Raw genomic sequence first — 16,609 nt, 5'->3', positions numbered from 1 at the left:
AACTCGCCGGCGCAAACTTCCTGCTCCGGCCTCTGGGATAGCTTCAGCGACTGACGGACGCGATTCCGGATTGGGGGAAGTATTGTCGTTTGAAATCGTGCCGCCGGAAGCAGTTGTTCCGGCGATGGGAGAAGTGCGCGTGACGAGTGCGAGGGCAGCAGGAACATCGACGATCAGCGAGGTTGGACGCGCGTGGGCACGGATTCGCAATGGTTTGCGCGATTCGGCTGGCGGGCGGCTGTTCGACCAGTGGCTGAAGCCGATGACGCTGATCGAGACCGACGAGGCGGACACCGTCCGGCTCGCGCTGCCGTCTGCCTTCATGACCAATTGGGTCCGCAACAATTACGGCGAGCGGCTGGGGCATGAGTTCCGCGCGCTCGTGCCGGGCGTGCAGCATGTCGTCATCGAAACGGTCAGCGCCGCGACGGCATTGCCCAGTGCCAAGGCAGCGGTCGTGCCGATCGACCCCGCGCGCGTGGCCCCGAACGCGCCGACAGCAGCGCCGCTCGCCGCCCGGCCCGCGTTCGATCTGCGTTTCACATTCGACCGATTCGTCGTCGATGCCTCGAACCGGGTTGCCGCCAACGCCGCGCGCGCGCTTGCCGAGCCCGGCACGCCGCGCTTCACGCCGCTGTTCCTCCACGGCGCGACCGGCATGGGCAAGACGCACCTGATGCACGCGATCGGCGCTGCCTATCTGGCGGCGGTGCCTGGCGCGACCGTGATCATGATGTCGGCTGAGCGCTTCATGTTCGAATTCGTGCAGGCGATGCGTGCGCGCGACACCTTCAGCTTCAAGGCACGGCTGCGCTCGGTCGATCTGCTGATGATCGATGACCTGCACTTCATTGCAGGCAAGGACGCGACGCAGGAGGAATTCTTCTACACGATCAATGAAGTGATGGCGGCGGGGAAGCGCATCGTCGTCACTGCCGACCGGGCGCCGCAAAATCTCGACGGTGTCGAGGCACGGATCGTCTCGCGGTTCGCGAGCGGCTTTGTTGCTGACATCAAGCCCGCCGATCTGGCGCTGCGCCGTGCCATCCTCGACCGCAAGCTCGTCGATCTGCCCGATGTAGTGGTGCCGGACGATGTGCTCGACCTGCTGGCCGCGCGGCTCAGCAACAACATCCGCGAGCTTGAAGGCGCGCTCAACCGGCTGGTCGCCTATGCACAGCTGACCGATGTCGCGATCGACATGGATTTTACGCACGCGACGCTCGGCGAGCTGCTGCGCGGGGTGCAGAAGCGCGTGACGATCGACGAGATCCAGCGCGCGGTCTCGACCTATTTCGACCTGAAGCCGATCGAGCTGATTTCGGCCCGGCGCGCGCGGGTCGTCGCGCGTCCACGCCAGATCGCCATGTATCTGGCCAAACGGCTGACCACCCGGTCGCTGCCCGAAATCGGGCGCAAGTTCGGCGGGCGCGACCATTCGACGGTGATCCACGCGGTGCGCCGGATCGAAGAGCTGCGCGATTCGGATGGCGATGTCGATACTGCCGTCCGCCGCCTGCTGCGCGACCTGGAAGGCTGAGCGCAGCGCAGATGAAAACGCCCGGCCGCGATGGCGACCGGGCGCTTTGCATCGGGTGATCGCGCGATCAGCTCTTCTTCTTTTCCGGCGCGATCGTGATGTTGACCGTCTGGCCCGAATTGCCGGGGAAGCCAGTGAACATCGCTTCGATCAGATTGGGCACCAGCTTCGGCAGATCATCATCGCGCGACTGCGCGCGGGCAGTGCCTTCAAACAGGCGCTGGCCGTTGTCGGTGCGCTCGATCTTGAGATCGAGCTCGCTCGTATAAACGGTGTAGCTGCGCACGTCGGGAAAGCCGCCGAAGCCACCGAAGCCGCCGTAAAGAAACGGATCGTTGAAGCCGAAGATATAGCCACGGCGACCGTAGAAGCCGCCATAGCCAAAGCCGTTATAGCCGAACCCGCCATAGCCGAAGCCGGGCGAGCTCACGACCCGTTCGCGACCGCGATCGACCGAATAAGCCATGCGGACGACGAGGTCGGCGCGAGCAGGGTCGGTGGCCGGCTGATAGCCCTGGCGCACCAGTTCCGAAGCCACGATCCGCGCATATTGGCCGAATTCGATCCCGCCCTGCAGGCGCGGATCGGCCGCCTGGACGACAAATGTCTGTCCGGCGGGGGCGGGCAGCGCCTGGAACCGGGACACGCGAGCATTAAAGTTCTCGGCGCAGGCCGACAGGCTGGCAACGGCAGCAGCGAGCAGGAGAAACTTTTTCATGTAAACACCTTTCGAACGCGGTGACTTGAAAGCCGCCAACGGCTTGTCGGCACCGTGCCACGTCTTGACTGAATAGTGGTTGAACGAGCGCGCGTTAAGGGGGGCGCGTCAAATTTGCAGCCCGATCGCTCGCTGTACGGCGGCGAGCGTTGGCGCACCCAGCGCAGTGGCGCGTGCGGCACCGGCGATCAGGGCGTCGCCAACGGCCGCGCGGTCGTCGAGCAAGTGAGTCAGCCGCGTCCGAATCGGTTGCAGGGCCGCGACGGCCAGATCGGCAAGCGCCGGCTTGAACGCGCCGAAACCTTTGCCGCCGAACTCGGCCATCACATCATCGATCGATCGGGCGGCAAGCGCGGCATAGATGGTCACCAAATTGCGCGCCTCGGCCCGGTCGGCAAGCTCGGCAAAGGTTGCGGGCAGCGGCTCGGGGTCGGTCTTGGCCTTCTTGAATTTCTGCACGATCAGATCGTCGTCGTCGGTCAGATTGATCCGCGACATATCGGACGGATCGGACTTGGACATTTTTGCAGCGCCATCGCGCAGGCTCATGATGCGCGGCGCGGCCTTGCTGACCAGCGGTTCGGGCAGCGGGAACAGATCGACCGCGAAATCGGTATTGAACTTTGTGGCGATATCGCGCGCGAGTTCGAGATGCTGCTTCTGGTCCTCGCCGACCGGAACATGCGTGGCCTTGTAAAGCAGCACATCGGCCGCCTGGAGGACCGGATAGCCGAAATAGCCGACGCTCTGGCTGGAGCCGTCCTTGCCGGCCCCATCCTTGTTAGCTTTGTCCTTCCACTGCGTCATCCGGTTGAGCCAGCCCATCCGGGCAGTGCCGTTCAGGATCCAGGCAAGCTCGCTATGCGCCGGCACGCGCGCCTGGTTGAACAGAATCGACTTGGCCGGATCGATGCCGCAGGCGAGCAAGGTCGCAGCCATTTCGATCGTGTTGGTCGCAAGTTCGCTCGGTACGACCGGCTGAGTCAGCGCGTGCAGATCGGCAAGGAAGAACAGGCAGTCGCCGCCGCTGGCCGCGACCTGATCCTGCATCGCCACCCATTGCTTGATCGCCCCCAGATAATTGCCGAGGTGGAGATTGCCGGTGGGCTGAATGCCGGAGACGACGCGCATGTTGGATCCCTTGGGTTGCTCGGATCAGTCAGTGGCCCGGCGCCGACGAAACATGGCGCGCAGGTCGGAGGGGAGATAGGCCCGCAAGACCAGACAGGCGAGCCCATAGACAAGCCCGCCGGTGCTGACGAGCACGATCATCGCTGCCCAGCGCGTAAGCCCGGGGCCAGTCGTGTACGGCGCGAAGCGGTCGTTCAGGAACCACATCACCGCGCCCATCGTCAGCGCTGCGCCGAACAGGCGCAGCGTACGCCGCCGCAGCCGGGCGTCGGGGATGAAGTGCCCGCGCCGCCGCAGTGCCCAATAGAGCAACACGACATTGGCGGTGCTCGACAACGCCGTCGCAAGCGGCGGGCCCATGTGCCGCAGCGGCAGGATCAGCGCGAAGTTGAACAGGATGTTGAGCGCAATCGAGATCGTCGCAAAGCGCACCGGCGTCGCCGTGTCCTGTCGCGCATAAAAGCCCGGCGTCAGCACCTTGACCAGGATGTAGGAGGGCAGGCCGACCGAAAAGGCCGCCAGCGCCTGCGCGGTGAACAGCGTGTCGGCGCTGGTGAACTTGCCGTGCTGGAACAGCGCCGCCGCGATCGGCACGCCGCAGACAATCAGCGCAACGGTCGCGGGCAGGGTGAAGAACAGCGCGAGTTCGAGCCCGCGATTCTGCGTCTCCATGGCGCCTGCATTGTCACCGCTGCCGAGCTGGCGCGAGATCGTCGGCAGCAGCACAGTGCCGAGGCCAATGCCGATCAAACCGAGCGGAAGCTGATTCAGCCGGTCGGCATAATATATGTAGCTTACCGATCCTTCGGGCAGCAGACTGGCAGCAAGCGCGGTCGAAATGACAAGGTTGATCTGCGCCGCGCCCGCGCCCGCCGCGGCCGGGCCGATCAGCGCGAGCAACCGCTTTACCTCGGGTGTCAGCCGCGGCAATCGGAGCCACAGCATCACGCCGTTGCGCGCGCACGCCCACACCAGCCAGCCAAGCTGCAGCGCGCCCGATACCGTCACCGCAATCGCCTGATTGCGTGCGGTCAGCATCGGGTCGGCGGCGTGGAAGAACAGCAGCGCGACGATCAGCGTCAGGTTGAGCAGGATCGGTGCCGCCGCATTGACCCAGAATTTCTGCAGCGAATTGAGGATGCCGCCGAGCAGCGACACGATCGAGATCAGCAGCAGATAGGGCAGGGTGATCCGCGACAGCAGCACGGCATAGTCGAACTGGCCCGGCGTCACGTCGGCGAAACCGCCCGACAGCGCATAGGTAACCGGCCAGGCGAAAATTTCGACCACCACCAGCATGATCAGCAATATGGGCAGCAGCACCGACAGCGCGTCTTCGGCGAAGGAGAGACCGGCTTTCAGCCCGCCGCCTTCCTCGGCCACGCGCTGGTTGAACATCGGGATGAACGCGGCGCTGAACGCCCCCTCGGCAAACAGCGCCCGGAACATGTTGGGCAGACGGAACGCGACCAGAAACGCGTCCGAGGCAAAGCTTGCGCCAACGAAACGCGCGAACAGCGAATCGCGGACAAGCCCCAGAATACGGCTGGCGAGCGTCAGCCCGCCGACCGATCCCAAGGCGCGCGCCAGATTCATTGCCGCGCTCCCGCCCCGATCAATTCATGATCAGGCGTGGCCGACGTCGGGCGCCTGCGCCGCTTCGATCTGACCCTGAATCTGCTGGAAATAAAGCGCGTTGAAATCGATCGGCTCGAGCATCAGCGGCGGGAAGCCGCCGTCGCGCACGGCATCGGCCAGAATCCGACGGGCGAAGGGGAACAGGATGCGCGGCGCTTCGCCGAGCAGGAAGGGCTGCACCTGATCACCCGGAATATTGTGGAGTGCAAACAGGCCCGCATAGGCCAGTTCGACCACGAAGGCGATCTGATCACCGGCTTCCGATCGCGCGTCGATCTTCAGCACCACTTCATGCACATCATCGCCGACCTGGGTCGCGCCGATGTTGAACTGGATGTCGATGCGCGGCGCGGTCTGGCTCTGGTAAATGGCCGGTGACGACGGATTTTCGAACGACAAATCCTTCACATATTGCGAAATGATGCCGATGCTCGGCAGCGTGTCGGCACCGTTGCCGCCATTGCCATTGTCGGTTGCTGCTGCATCGTTCTGATCGTCCATGAAATTCGCCTTCATTGCCTTGCTGCATGCCCTGTGCCCGGTGCGCAGGGTCGATTGGCCGACCGCCTAGCAGGCGCTTTGCCGCGGCACAATCGCGCGGCGCGCGTGGCGCGATCGCGACCGGATCGAAAGGCCGTACCAAGCGTATTTGAAACCACGCCTTGATGTGCCTATGTTAAGACTGTTCCCTGTATCGTTGGAGGCATGGTGCCCTACGTCGTTCTGCTCGCAATGATTGCCGGTTTTCTGGCACTGCAACTCTACCGTGTGCTCGGCAAGCGCACGGGGCATGAGGAGCCGTTGCCCAAACCGGCCGAGGAGCGTGCGCCGCTTGGCGCGCCGCGTGCCGTCGATATCCAGCCCGAGCCGCGTGAAACGCCGCTGCGGACAATTCAGGGCGGGGCCGAGCAGGGCCTGCGCGCGATCATCGCGGCTGACCCGGGTTTCGACGTTGTCCGCTTCATCGACGGTGCCAAGCAGGCCTATCGGATGGTGCTTGAGGCGTTCTGGAAGGGTGATGAGGAAACGCTCGCTTGGCTGTGTGAAGATGATGTTCGCCACAGCTTCGGCGAAGCGATCGCCGCGCGGCGCGAGCAGGGGCATGTCCTCGACAACCGGCTCGTTGCCATCGAGCGCGCGATCATCAGCGATGCCCGGCTCGAAGGGAAGCGCGCGCTGATCACGGTGCGCATCGACGCCGATATTGCGGCGACGACGCGCGATGCCGAGGGCAATCTGATCGCCGGATCGATGACCGATGCCGTCGCTGTCCATGAAGCCTGGACCTTCGCGCGGACGATCCGCAACAGCGACCCGAACTGGAAGCTCGCCGACACCGACGAGGCCTGAGCCAGTGGCACGCTGGGGGTGGCGGGCGAGCGTAGCCGCGCTGGCACTGGGCCTTGCGGGCTGTTCGGGAACGGTCGTGCCGCCCGCGCGCAACCGGCCGGCTCCCGTCCAGCCATCGCCACGTCCTGCGCCCAAGGTCATCACGCCCGCGCCTGCAGCAACGCCGACGCCGACCCCGACCGGGGCCGCATCGACCGCCACGGCGTTTAGCGCCGGTTGGGTGGCCGGTCCCGCCGTCGCGAGCCTGCCCATTACGTCAGCGCAGGCCGCGCGCGCGCTGATCGCCTTCCGTCTGTCATGCCCGGCGCTCGTGCGTCGCACCGATGCCAGCGGGCTAACGCGCGGAGCCGACTGGCAGCCTGCCTGTGATGCCGCCAATGGCGTCAGCGCGGATCAGGCACGCGACTTTTTCGCCCGCTGGTTCGAGGCGGTGCAAATCGGCGACGGTCGTGCCTTTGCCACCGGCTATTATGAGCCCGAGATCAAGGGGGCGCGGACTCGCCAGCCTGGATATGAAACGCCGATCTACGCGCGCCCGACCGATCTGATCGACGTTGATCTCGGCCTGTTTTCGGACGCGCTGAAGGGCAGGCGCGTGCGCGGGCGCGTACAGGGAAGCGCGCTGGTCCCCTATGATGATCGCACCGCGATCGAGCAGGGCAGTCTGAACGGTCGCGCACCGGTGATCGCCTGGGCCGCCGATCCGATCGAGCTGTTCTTCCTGCAGATTCAGGGTTCCGGCCGTCTGCGCCTGCCCGATGGCGGGATCATGCGGATCGGCTATGACAGCCAGAACGGCCGCGACTATACCGGCATCGGCGCACTGCTGCGCGATCGCGGCTTGCTGGGGCCGGGGCAGGCATCGATGCAGGGCATTGTTGGCTGGCTGCGCGACCATCCGCAGGAAGGCGTCGCGGTGATGCGCGAAAACAAGAGCTATGTCTTCTTTCGCGAATTGAAAGGTCCGCCGCAGGGTGCCCTGGGATATGCGGTCACCGGGCGGGTGACCGCGGCCGTCGATCCGAAATTCGTGCCGCTGGGCGCTCCGGTGTTCCTCTCGCTCGACCGGGCCGAGGCGACCGGGCTGTGGGTCGCGCAGGATACCGGCGGCGCCATCAAGGGCGCCAACCGCTTCGATACCTTTTGGGGCGCGGGCGACGAGGCGAAGACAATTGCAGGCGGGATGTCGGGGCGCGGTACGGCCTTGCTGCTGCTGCCGGTCGGGACGTTGGCGCGGCTCGGCTCTAGCGGAAGCGACGGGGGCAGCAATGGCGGGGCGACGCCTCAGCGCTGAAGAGCAAGCGCTGTGGCGGCGCGTGATGGCGACCGTGCGGCCGATCCACCAACCCCAGCCTGAGGCGCAGGCGGTGCCGACCGCGCCTGTCGCGGCACCCGTGCCCGCGAAATTGCCTGTGCCGTCCGCCACCGTACCCCGGTCGGCACCCGCCAAGCGCAAGGCTGTCCCCGGCGTCACGCTTGACGCGAGCTGGGACCGCAAGCTGGCGACCGGGGCGGTCGCGCCGGATTCGAGCATCGACCTGCACGGCCATACGCTCGAGACTGCCTATCATCTGCTCGACTCCACGCTTGATGCCGCAATCCGGCGCGGCGACCGGGTTCTGCTGCTCGTCACTGGCCGTCCGCCGCGCCCCGAGAGCGAGCGACCGCATGCACGCGGGCGCATCCGCGCGGCAGTCGGCGACTGGCTCGCGGCCTCGCGTCACGCCGATCGCATTGCCGCGGTGCGCGGTGCGCACCCCCGGCACGGTGGCGCGGGTGCGCTCTACATCGTCCTGCGACGGGACCGCGCCGCGCCAAAATATTAACCTTTCGCTGGCAAGCTACAGTCCTTGTCCGGACGCATGCGTCCATTGTCAGGGGATTGCAGACGCGATGAAGGGAGCCTCGCTGAAAAGCCGCGCCGTCGCGTTTGCATTTGCGGCGGGGCTGGTTGCGTTCGTGCTTGCGCTCGCGGCGACCTATGATGGGCAGCTCGATCGCGCGAGCTTTGGCCGGGCACTCATTCCCGCCGTCGTGTGCGCGACCATGTGCTGGGCATCGGCGCGGCGGGCCGTGGCTGGCACTGCCGCCGCCATCGATCGGGCGATCGTGCGGCTGGCGCAGGCCGGCCAAGGCGACCTAACCAGCCCGATTCCTTCGGAAATCGGCGAGTCGGTGCCGCAATTGTCGAATGCCATGTCGGTGCTGTTCGCGCAGATCGCGGCCAATCTCGACAGCGTGCATCGGCTGGCGATGTTCGATCCGGTGACCGGACTTGCCAATCGCACCAACTTCCGGCGCAGCTGCGAACGGATGCTGATCGACATGCCGCCGGGCAATATCGGCGCGCTGCTCTTCATCGATCTCGATCGCTTCAAGATCGTCAACGATACCATGGGCCATGCGATGGGCGATATGCTGCTCGGCATGGTCGCCAACCGGCTGCGCGCGGTCGCTGATCGCGTGGTGGTCGAGCTTGGCGTTGCGCCACCCCTGATCGGCCGACTGGCGGGCGATGAATTCACCATCTTCTTTGAGGACCTGCCCGATCGCCTTGAGGCAGGTCGCGTCGCATCCGGCATTTTGTTCGCGATCGCCGAGCCGTTCGAGCTGGCGGGCACCGATGTCGAAATCGGCGCGTCGATCGGCATTGCGCTGCGGCCCGATCACGGCACCACGCTCACTGAGCTGATGCGTGCGGCCGATGCAGCAATGTATCATGCCAAGGCGCGCGGGCGCGGACGGGCCGAGCATTTCTCCGAAACGCTCGCCGCTGAAATCGCCGATCGCTCGCAACTCGAAAGCGATTTGCGCGATGCCGTGGGGCGCAACCAGTTCACGCTGGTCTATCAGCCGCAGGTCGCGTGCAGCGACGGGCGCATCGTCGCTGCCGAAGCGCTGCTGCGCTGGCGACATCCGCGGTTCGGCTTGAAGCTGCCTGGCAGCTTCATCCAGCGAGCCGAGGAAACCGGGCTGATCGTCGAGATCGGCGAATGGGTGATCGAAACCGTGGCCGACACCATTGCACGGTGGAGCCGCATGGGGATCGAGCAACGCCTCGCGGTCAACATCAGCCCGCGCCAGCTAGACCATGCCCAGTTCTTCCGGCGGCTGCGCGATGCGATGCGCGTGGCCAATGCGCCGGCGCGGTTGCTTGAACTCGAAATCACCGAAACGATGGCGATGCATTGCAGCGAGGACGTGATCGAAGCGATTGCCGCGCTGCGTGCCGACGGTGCCTCGATTGCGATCGACGACTTCGGCACCGGCTATTCGAACCTTGCACGGCTGCGCGACCTGCCCGTCGACCGGGTCAAGCTCGACCGCAGCCTGATCGAATTCGTGGCCGACCGGGCGCAGGCGCGTACCATCGCTCAGGCGGTGATCGGGCTGATCCACGGGCTTGGCTGCGAAGCAGTGGCGGAGGGGATCGAAACCCCCGCGCAGGCCGAAGTGCTGCGAATCATCGGCTGCGACATCATCCAGGGCTATGCCGTTGCCGAGCCGATGCCAGAGGATGACTTCATCGCCTGGGCGCGCGACTTGCCGCGTCAGGCAGCTGCCGGCTGAAGGCCTGCCTTCAAGATATCCGCGTAAATATCTGAAAGAGCCACGAGATCGGCGAGTGCAACGGCTTCGTCGAGCTTGTGCATCGTCGCGTTGACCAGCCCGAATTCGACCACGGGGCACAGTTTCGACAGGAAGCGCGCGTCGGAGGTGCCGCCAGTTGTCGACAGCTCGGGCGCATGGCCTGTGTGCCGTTCGATGGCGTCGGCGACCAGCGCCGAAAACGCGCCGGGTGGCGTCAGGAAGGCTTCGCCCGAAATCTTCGCCGTCAGCACGGCGTCGGGTGCGTGCCGCCGGGCGATTTCCTCGATCCGCGCGGCCAGTCCGGCGCCGCTGTGCCGGTCGTTGAAGCGGATCGACAGCCGCGCACTCGCCTTGGCCGGGATGACATTGGTCGCGGGATTGCCGACCGTCAGATCGGTCAACTCGATGTTCGACGGCTGGAACCAGTCGGTGCCGGTGTCGAGCGTGATCGCGTCGATTTCCGCCAGCATCGCGATCAGCTTCGGGATCGGATTATCGGCAAGATGGGGGTAGGCGACATGGCCCTGCTTGCCAGGCACATCGATCCAGATGTTGACCGATCCGCGGCGCCCGATCTTGATCATGTCACCCAGCCGCGCGACCGAGGTCGGCTCGCCGACGAGGCACAGGTCGGGGGCGAGGCCGCGCGCGGCCATGCGATCGATTAGCGCGCGGGTGCCAAAGATCGCGGGACCCTCCTCGTCGCCGGTGATGATCAGGCTGACGGTGCCGGCATCGGCTGGCACGCGCGCTGCAGCCGCGACAAAGGCAGTAATCGCGCCCTTCATGTCGACCGCGCCGCGCCCGTGGAGCAGCTCGCCGCGCACCACCGGCTCGAACGGATCGCTCGCCCAGCCAGTGCCCGGCGGGACCACATCCAGGTGGCCGGCAAAGGCAAAATGCCGCCCGCCGCTGCCGCGCACCGCGAGCAGATTCTCGACCGGGCCGTCGGGCGCTTCGCCCGCCATAAAGCGCTCGACCGCAAAGCCCATTGGCATCAGCGCGGCTTCGAGCACATCGAACACGGCACCCCGCGCCGGGGTGATGCTCTCGCAAGCAATCAGGGCCTTGGTGAGGTCGACCGCATCGGGCAAATTGAGGACTTCATGCATAGGAGGCGGTCTTGCCCAAGCTCGATCTCGACACAATCCCCCACCTCAACACCACCGGCTATCCGCCGCCCTTCGATGCGGCTGTTCAGGGGCGCTGGTATCGGCGTTTGGGACCCGTCGGCGGGCTGACCGCAATGGGGGTGAGCCAGGTGACGCTCAAACCCGGCGCCTGGTCGTCGCAGCGCCACTGGCACGACGATGAGGATGAGTTCGTGGTGATCCTGTCGGGTGAAGCGGTGCTCGTCGAGGATGGCGGCGAGACGCTGTTGCGCGCGGGCGACTGCGCGGCGTTTCCGATGGGCAATACCGATGGTCACCATTTGCAGAACCGGTCGGACGCCGACTGCATCTTCATCGCGGTCGGTGCGGGGAACCAGCAGGGGAAGGGCGGCTATTCCGACATCGACATGCTGTTCGATGACAGCACCTTCACACGGAAAGACGGGACGCCTTACACCACTTGACGGCGCAATCGAGCGATCATGCCTTTGCGGGCGGCTTCTCAAACTGCTCAATCACCCATTCTTCTTCCTGCGCCGACGCGATCCAGTCCTGCATGAAGGGGTGCTGGATCACCGCGTCGATATAGGGCGGGGCGAAGCGCGCGATCGGTAGCGAATAGGTGATGATGCGCGTGCAGACCGGCGCGTACATGATGTCGACCGCGCCGAAATCGCCGAACAGGAACTGCCCCTCGCCGCCGAAGCGCGCGCGGGCCTGTGCCCAGAGTTCCATGATCCGCTGCAGATCGGCGAGCACATCGTCGTCGGGCTGTTGCGGCGGAAAGGCCTGGCGAATGTTCATGCTGTGCTTGCGGCGGAGCGCGGCAAAGCCCGAGTGCATTTCGGCCGCCATTGAATAGGCCATCGCGCGCGCGGCGCGGTCCTTGGGCCAGAATTTCTCGCCGCCGGTCAGCTCGTCGAGATAGGCGATGATCGCGACCGAATCCCATACCACCGTATCGCCGTCCCACAGGATCGGCACTTTGCCGCTCGACGGCGCGAACTCATCGCCTTCGCGGCGCTTGTCCCAATCGGCGTCGTAGAGCGGCACGACCACTTCCTCGAACGGCAGTCCCGACAGCTTGCACGCGAGCCAGCCGCGCAGCGACCAGGATGAATAGGCCTTGTTGCCGATGATGAGCTTGAGCATGTTGTCGGGATAGCGGCGGGCTCGCGCGGCGGCAACCGGCGAGCGGTGCGCCGCAATCGTATCTTGGAGAAGTCTGGTCGTGTCGACGCCTCTCTTTTTGGCCATGTTGCTCGCCGTTTGGCTGCTGCCGGGTGCAGCATTGGCGAAGGGCAGTGCGGGGCTGGTCCGTGTCCGGATCGAAACCACCATCGGGTCGATCACGGTCGCGCTCGACACGCGGCGCGCACCGGCGACGACGGCGAATTTCCTTGCCTATGTCGATGATGGCCGGTTCGACGGCACCACCTTTTATCGGTCAGCACGCAAAAAGACCGATCCGCGCTTCGGCTTCGTGCAGGGCGGGATCAAGACCGACGCGCGCCGCATCCTGCCGCCATTCCCGCTCGAGACGACCGACAAGACCGGCATCAAGCATCTCGACGGCACCATTTCGATGGCGCGGCACGACGACCCGAAATCGGCGGGCGGCAATTACTTCATCTGCGTGGGGCCGATCCCGTCGCTCGATGCCAGCAAGACCTCGAAGGGCTATGCCGCCTTCGGCCATGTCGTGGCGGGGATGGATGTCGTCCGCAAGATCCTCGCCGCGCCGACCACGGGTGGCAATGAAGTGACGCGCGGGCAGATGCTCGCCAATCCGATCAAGGTGATCCGGATGGTGCGGCTCGACGGGCGCCCCAAGCCCACTGCGCGGCCGCGCCAGTGGCTGGAAAAAATCCCGCGCTAGCGCGTCGCTTCGACCACCGCGGCGCGGAGTTCGGCGATGCCGAAGCCCTTTTCGCTCGATGTGCTCAGCACTTGCGGATGCGCGGCGGGGTGCTTGCGAGCTTCGGCGGCGGTCGCTTCGGTCACGGCGGCGAGTTCGGTCGGTTTGATCTTGTCGGCCTTGGTCAGCACGAGGCGATAGCTGACCGCTGCCTTGTCGAGCATGTCCAGAATCTCGTGGTCGACGTCCTTCAACCCGTGGCGTGCATCGACCAGCACCAGAGTGCGCTTCAGCACCTGGCGGCCGCGCAGGAAATCATTGATCAGGAAGCGCCATTTCTTGACGACGTCCTTGGGCGCCTTGGCGAAGCCATAGCCGGGCATGTCGACCAGCCGGAACGCGAGCGGCGCGCCGACATCGAAGAAGTTGAGTTCCTGCGTGCGCCCCGGCGTGTTCGACGTGCGCGCAAGGCCATTGCGGCCGGTGAGCGCGTTGAGCAGCGACGACTTGCCGACGTTCGACCGCCCGGCAAAGGCGATTTCGGGCACCACCGGGTCGGGCAGATGCTCGAGCCCCGGCGCCGATTTCAGGAACGCGATCGGCCCGGCGAACAGCTTGCGGGCCGCCTCGATTGCCTCGGCGTCGAAAATGCCGTCGTCGGTGTTGTCGTCGCTCATTTGATCGGCGCCAGCATCTCCGGGTGGCGGGCATAGAGCATCCGCTGCTGGAGGATGGTCAGCACGTTCGAGGTGATCCAGTAGAGCTGCAACCCGACCGCAAACGGTGCCATCACGAACATCAGCATCCATGGCATGATCGCGAATACCTGCTTCTGCGCCTCGTCCATCGGCGCCGGGTTGAGCTTGAACTGGAAGTACATCGACACGCCCAGCAGCACCGGAATCACCCCGATCGCGAGGAAGGCGGGCACCGTAAAGGGCAGCAGCCCGAACAGGTTCAGGATCGTCGCCGGATCGGGCACCGACAGGTCGCGGATCCACAGCACGAACGGCTGGTGGCGCATTTCGATCGTCAGCAGCAGCACTTTATAAAGCGCATACATGATCGGGATCTGCAGTAGCACCGGCAGGCAGCCCGCGAGCGGATTGGCGCCCTCCGCCTTGTAAAGCGCCATGATTTCCTTTTGCTGGCGTTCGCGGTCGTCCTTGTAGCGTTCCTGCAACGCCTTCATCTTCGGCTGGATCGCCTTCATCTTCGCCATCGACGCGAACTGGCGCTGGGCGATCGGGAACAGCAGGCCGCGCACGGTGATCGTCAGCGCGATGATCGCGAAGCCGAAATTGCCGATCAGCTGCGACAGGAACGACAGATAATAGAAGATCGGCTTTTCGATGACGCGGAACCAGCCCCAGTCGATCGCCTTGTCGAAATTGGCGATGCCTGCCCCATCCTTCACATTGTCCTGATAGCCGTCGATCACCGTCACTTCCTTGGCGCCTGCAAAGAAGCGCGCGGTCTGGGTCACGACCTTGCCCGGTGCGACGGTAACCGGCGCACTGGTATAGTCGGCATTGAAGACGTCGCCCGGCGCGCCGCGGAACCCCGCGCGCACCTGCGTCCTCTGGTCGGGGATCAGCGCGGTCAGCCAATAAATATCGCCAAAACCCAGCCAGCCGCCGCGATGGTCGAAGTAATTGTCGCCCGCCTTCGCCGAGGTGCCCGACATCTTTGCCCAGATCGTCGGATCATTGCCCTGCAGATTCTGATAGGTGATGTCGTAATTCGCGCCCGGGCCGAACACGCCGACCGGACCGACATGGTTGGCCCAATTGTCGATCTCGCTGGGCACCCCGGTACGCGAGATCACCGAGCGCGACTGCACCGTCAGCGGTGCCGGGCCGGGATTGCCGACCGACTGCGCGATCGTGAACATATAGTTCGCATCGACCGAAATCTTGAGCTGGAAGCGCACGCCCTGCGGATTGACCCAGCTCAGCGTCACCGGACGCTGCGGGGTCAGCTGCGGCGCGTCGGCAGTCCACAGCGTGTCCTTGTCGGGCACAGCGCCGGCAGCGCCGGTCCAGCCGAAGCGTGCGAAATAACTCTGAGCCGCCCCCGAAGGCGACAGCAGCCGCACGGGGGGCGATTTCTTGTCGACCGTTTCGCGGTGACGCAGCAGCACCAGATCGTCGAGACGCGCGCCTTGCAGGTTGATCGATCCCTTCACCGATGGGGTTGAGATCGCGACACGCGGCGTTTCGCGCAGCACGACAGCGCGATCGCGCAGCGCCTGCTTGCCGCCTTCGACCGCCGCGGGCGTGGCACTGTTGGCGGGCTTCGCCGGGGTGTTCTCGATCTTCGTCACCGGCGGGCGGGCCGGGGGCAACAGCCGGGACGCGACCAGCGGCCAGCCAAGCAGGATCAACGCCGCGATGATCGCGAAGATAATCAGATTGCGGTTGTCGTCACTCACTTGGGATTCCCCGATCGATCAAAGTCACGGCACCGGATCATGCCCGTGCCCGCCCCATGGATGGCAGCGCGCGATCCGTCGGACGGCAAGCCACCCACCCTTGGCGGCGCCATAGCGGCGAAGCGCCTCGATTGCATAGGCCGAACAGGAGGGGGTGAAGCGACAGCTTGGCGGCAGCACCACCGATGGCCCCAATTGCCACGCCCGCGCGAGCGCGATCAGCACCCCTGACGCCAGCCGGTCGAGCATCATCGCGCCAGCTTGGCGAGCGCGCGGCGCAGGTCGGCGCGCAGCTGCTGAAAATCGCGGGTGACGCCGTCGCTGCGGCCGATCAGCACATGGTCATGGCCGGCAAGGCCAGCCTCGGGCAGCAACTCGCGAGCCAGCGCCCTCAGGCGGCGCTTCAGCCGGTTGCGCACCACCGCGCCGCCGATTTTCTTGGTAACGGTATAGCCGATGCGCATTGCCGGATCATTGTCGGCACGGTCACGCGCGAGCAGGACAAAGCCCGGCATGGGCGCGCGCTTGCCACTATTCGCCGCCAGAAAATCCGCGCGGCGCGCCATTGTGCGTATGTCGGCAGTGCCGACGGCCATTAGTCTGTCGGCATCGCCGAAGGCCATCCGTCTGTCGGCAGCGCCGACGGGCGGGGTCAGGCCGACAGCTTCTTGCGGCCGCGCGCGCGACGGGCGCGGAGCACGTTGCGACCGCCCGCCGTCGCCATCCGCGCGCGGAAGCCGTGGCGACGGGCACGCACCAGATTGCTCGGTTGGAAGGTCCGCTTCATCACTCATTCCCTGATCGACAGAAAAAGGCCGCCCGAAACAGGCGGCCATGCAAGCGGCTCCGTTAGCCAAGTGTGCGCTGATTGTCAATTCGCTGCACTGCTCGCTTCGTGACCGACTTTAAGCGCCTTGTCGCGCGCGCGCCGACGCCTGGCACTCCCGCGGCGCAGACCGAGATCGGCATAATGGCCGATCCGCGGCCAGCGACGTTTGGCGCGCACGAACACCCGTTTTGCCCGGTCCGAATTGCGCAGCATCAGCGCGAGCCCCGCCGCAAACACCGGAATGCCGCCGGGACCGGGAATGATGCCGACGGCAGGCGACACGATGACGAGCGTAAGCCCGACGCCGGTCAGCAGCGTCCGCAAGGCAGGATTGCGGCGGGGAAGGGCGGTACGCGTCACTCGGTGCATATGGGGCTCGTGTATTAGGACTACAAGACAGGTGCTGGC

19 protein-coding genes are annotated in these 16,609 nt (G+C 65.4%); 7 read left to right on the top strand and 12 right to left on the bottom strand.

Annotated elements, in window-relative coordinates; all coding sequences use genetic code 11:
• The first annotated feature begins 124 nt into the window (after positions 1–124).
• Positions 125–1,540, top strand: coding sequence for a chromosomal replication initiator protein DnaA (gene dnaA, locus AX672_RS01355; RefSeq protein ID WP_066647246.1), 1,416 nt, complete (start codon positions 125–127; stop codon positions 1,538–1,540).
• Positions 1,541–1,607: 67 nt separating this feature from the next.
• On the opposite strand, the gene AX672_RS01350 is transcribed toward dnaA, so the two are convergent.
• The 4 genes from AX672_RS01350 to secB all read right to left on the bottom strand — a co-directional run bounded on the left by AX672_RS01350 (position 1,608) and on the right by secB (position 5,528).
• The gene (locus tag AX672_RS01350) at positions 1,608–2,258 is read right to left on the bottom strand and encodes a DUF4136 domain-containing protein (RefSeq protein WP_066647080.1); all 651 of its coding nucleotides are present in this window, start codon (positions 2,256–2,258) and stop codon (positions 1,608–1,610) included.
• A gap of 108 nt (positions 2,259–2,366) precedes the next feature.
• On the bottom strand, positions 2,367–3,389 hold the full coding sequence (gene trpS, locus AX672_RS01345) for a tryptophan--tRNA ligase (protein WP_066647077.1): 1,023 nt from the start codon (positions 3,387–3,389) through the stop codon (positions 2,367–2,369).
• Between the two features lie 24 nt (positions 3,390–3,413).
• Positions 3,414–4,985: a murein biosynthesis integral membrane protein MurJ gene (gene murJ, locus AX672_RS01340; RefSeq protein WP_066647075.1), complete on the bottom strand. Its 1,572-nt coding sequence runs from the start codon at positions 4,983–4,985 to the stop codon at positions 3,414–3,416.
• Positions 4,986–5,015: 30 nt separating this feature from the next.
• Positions 5,016–5,528 (bottom strand): protein-export chaperone SecB, encoded by a 513-nt coding sequence (gene secB, locus AX672_RS01335; protein ID WP_066647240.1) that lies wholly within the window; start codon positions 5,526–5,528, stop codon positions 5,016–5,018.
• A 207-nt stretch (positions 5,529–5,735) separates the two neighbouring features.
• Between secB and AX672_RS01330 the strand changes: the two genes are divergently transcribed.
• The 4 genes from AX672_RS01330 to AX672_RS01315 all read left to right on the top strand — a co-directional run bounded on the left by AX672_RS01330 (position 5,736) and on the right by AX672_RS01315 (position 9,947).
• Positions 5,736–6,377 carry a Tim44/TimA family putative adaptor protein gene (locus AX672_RS01330; protein WP_168727279.1) on the top strand — a complete coding sequence of 214 codons (642 nt, stop codon included), beginning with the start codon at positions 5,736–5,738 and terminating at the stop codon, positions 6,375–6,377.
• 4 nt (positions 6,378–6,381) lie between these two features.
• Entirely contained in the window at positions 6,382–7,671 is a 1,290-nt protein-coding gene (gene mltA, locus AX672_RS01325) for a murein transglycosylase A (RefSeq protein ID WP_066647073.1), read from the top strand.
• Positions 7,646–8,203: a Smr/MutS family protein gene (locus AX672_RS01320; protein ID WP_066647072.1), complete on the top strand. Its 558-nt coding sequence runs from the start codon at positions 7,646–7,648 to the stop codon at positions 8,201–8,203. The genes mltA and AX672_RS01320 overlap by 26 nt, the downstream gene beginning before the upstream one ends.
• A 67-nt stretch (positions 8,204–8,270) precedes the next feature.
• Positions 8,271–9,947 (top strand): putative bifunctional diguanylate cyclase/phosphodiesterase, encoded by a 1,677-nt coding sequence (locus AX672_RS01315; RefSeq protein ID WP_066647065.1) that lies wholly within the window; start codon positions 8,271–8,273, stop codon positions 9,945–9,947.
• On the opposite strand, the gene dapE is transcribed toward AX672_RS01315, so the two are convergent.
• Positions 9,929–11,080, bottom strand: a complete 1,152-nt coding sequence (gene dapE / locus AX672_RS01310) for a succinyl-diaminopimelate desuccinylase (protein ID WP_066647062.1) — start codon at positions 11,078–11,080, stop codon at positions 9,929–9,931. The genes AX672_RS01315 and dapE overlap by 19 nt on opposite strands.
• A gap of 11 nt (positions 11,081–11,091) precedes the next feature.
• On the opposite strand from dapE, the gene AX672_RS01305 reads away from it, so the two are divergent.
• Positions 11,092–11,544, top strand: coding sequence for a cupin domain-containing protein (locus AX672_RS01305; protein WP_066647059.1), 453 nt, complete (start codon positions 11,092–11,094; stop codon positions 11,542–11,544).
• A gap of 16 nt (positions 11,545–11,560) precedes the next feature.
• Here the strand turns inward: AX672_RS01305 and AX672_RS01300 are convergent, their stop codons facing one another.
• On the bottom strand, positions 11,561–12,232 hold the full coding sequence (locus tag AX672_RS01300; RefSeq protein ID WP_066647236.1) for a glutathione S-transferase family protein: 672 nt from the start codon (positions 12,230–12,232) through the stop codon (positions 11,561–11,563).
• 103 nt (positions 12,233–12,335) lie between these two features.
• Here AX672_RS01300 and AX672_RS01295 point away from each other — a divergent pair, with 103 nt between their 5' ends.
• Positions 12,336–12,959 (top strand): peptidylprolyl isomerase, encoded by a 624-nt coding sequence (locus AX672_RS01295; protein WP_066647054.1) that lies wholly within the window; start codon positions 12,336–12,338, stop codon positions 12,957–12,959.
• Here the strand turns inward: AX672_RS01295 and yihA are convergent.
• The 6 genes from yihA to AX672_RS01265 all read right to left on the bottom strand — a co-directional run bounded on the left by yihA (position 12,956) and on the right by AX672_RS01265 (position 16,570).
• Complete coding sequence (gene yihA / locus AX672_RS01290) at positions 12,956–13,615, bottom strand: ribosome biogenesis GTP-binding protein YihA/YsxC (protein WP_066647043.1); 660 nt, start codon at positions 13,613–13,615, stop codon at positions 12,956–12,958. The two genes, AX672_RS01295 and yihA, sit on opposite strands and share 4 nt — an antisense overlap.
• Positions 13,612–15,372, bottom strand: coding sequence for a membrane protein insertase YidC (yidC, locus tag AX672_RS01285; RefSeq protein WP_066647041.1), 1,761 nt, complete (start codon positions 15,370–15,372; stop codon positions 13,612–13,614). The genes yihA and yidC overlap by 4 nt, the downstream gene beginning before the upstream one ends.
• A gap of 24 nt (positions 15,373–15,396) precedes the next feature.
• Positions 15,397–15,621, bottom strand: a complete 225-nt coding sequence (gene yidD, locus AX672_RS01280; RefSeq protein WP_231731112.1) for a membrane protein insertion efficiency factor YidD — start codon at positions 15,619–15,621, stop codon at positions 15,397–15,399.
• On the bottom strand, positions 15,621–15,938 hold the full coding sequence (rnpA, locus tag AX672_RS01275; RefSeq protein WP_066647231.1) for a ribonuclease P protein component: 318 nt from the start codon (positions 15,936–15,938) through the stop codon (positions 15,621–15,623). The genes yidD and rnpA overlap by 1 nt, the downstream gene beginning before the upstream one ends.
• Before the next feature lie 86 nt (positions 15,939–16,024).
• Complete coding sequence (gene rpmH, locus AX672_RS01270; protein WP_066647039.1) at positions 16,025–16,159, bottom strand: 50S ribosomal protein L34; 135 nt, start codon at positions 16,157–16,159, stop codon at positions 16,025–16,027.
• 84 nt (positions 16,160–16,243) lie between these two features.
• Entirely contained in the window at positions 16,244–16,570 is a 327-nt protein-coding gene (locus AX672_RS01265; RefSeq protein WP_202189203.1) for a hypothetical protein, read from the bottom strand.
• Positions 16,571–16,609: the final 39 nt, after the last annotated feature.

The sequence above is a fragment of the Sphingomonas sp. CCH10-B3 genome (genome assembly GCF_001556185.1).
Taxonomy (GTDB): domain Bacteria; phylum Pseudomonadota; class Alphaproteobacteria; order Sphingomonadales; family Sphingomonadaceae; genus Sphingomonas; species Sphingomonas aquatica.
The sequence above is the reverse complement of the archived record's forward strand: the minus strand, read 5'-3'. Positions and strand labels throughout refer to the sequence as shown.

Excerpts from the sequence above, each read along its gene's own strand:
- dnaA (WP_066647246.1), top strand. The coding sequence starts at position 125 with ATGGGAGAAGTGCGCGTGACGAGTGCGAGGGCAGCAGGAACATCGACG.
- AX672_RS01350 (WP_066647080.1), bottom strand. The coding sequence starts at position 2,258 with ATGAAAAAGTTTCTCCTGCTCGCTGCTGCCGTTGCCAGCCTGTCGGCC.
- trpS (WP_066647077.1), bottom strand. The coding sequence starts at position 3,389 with ATGCGCGTCGTCTCCGGCATTCAGCCCACCGGCAATCTCCACCTCGGC.
- murJ (WP_066647075.1), bottom strand. The coding sequence starts at position 4,985 with ATGAATCTGGCGCGCGCCTTGGGATCGGTCGGCGGGCTGACGCTCGCC.
- secB (WP_066647240.1), bottom strand. The coding sequence starts at position 5,528 with ATGGACGATCAGAACGATGCAGCAGCAACCGACAATGGCAATGGCGGC.
- AX672_RS01320 (WP_066647072.1), top strand. The coding sequence starts at position 7,646 with ATGGCGGGGCGACGCCTCAGCGCTGAAGAGCAAGCGCTGTGGCGGCGC.
- AX672_RS01315 (WP_066647065.1), top strand. The coding sequence starts at position 8,271 with ATGAAGGGAGCCTCGCTGAAAAGCCGCGCCGTCGCGTTTGCATTTGCG.
- dapE (WP_066647062.1), bottom strand. The coding sequence starts at position 11,080 with ATGCATGAAGTCCTCAATTTGCCCGATGCGGTCGACCTCACCAAGGCC.
- AX672_RS01300 (WP_066647236.1), bottom strand. The coding sequence starts at position 12,232 with ATGCTCAAGCTCATCATCGGCAACAAGGCCTATTCATCCTGGTCGCTG.
- AX672_RS01295 (WP_066647054.1), top strand. The coding sequence starts at position 12,336 with ATGTTGCTCGCCGTTTGGCTGCTGCCGGGTGCAGCATTGGCGAAGGGC.
- yihA (WP_066647043.1), bottom strand. The coding sequence starts at position 13,615 with ATGAGCGACGACAACACCGACGACGGCATTTTCGACGCCGAGGCAATC.
- yidD (WP_231731112.1), bottom strand. The coding sequence starts at position 15,621 with ATGCTCGACCGGCTGGCGTCAGGGGTGCTGATCGCGCTCGCGCGGGCG.
- rnpA (WP_066647231.1), bottom strand. The coding sequence starts at position 15,938 with ATGGCGCGCCGCGCGGATTTTCTGGCGGCGAATAGTGGCAAGCGCGCG.
- rpmH (WP_066647039.1), bottom strand. The coding sequence starts at position 16,159 with ATGAAGCGGACCTTCCAACCGAGCAATCTGGTGCGTGCCCGTCGCCAC.
- AX672_RS01265 (WP_202189203.1), bottom strand. The coding sequence starts at position 16,570 with ATGCACCGAGTGACGCGTACCGCCCTTCCCCGCCGCAATCCTGCCTTG.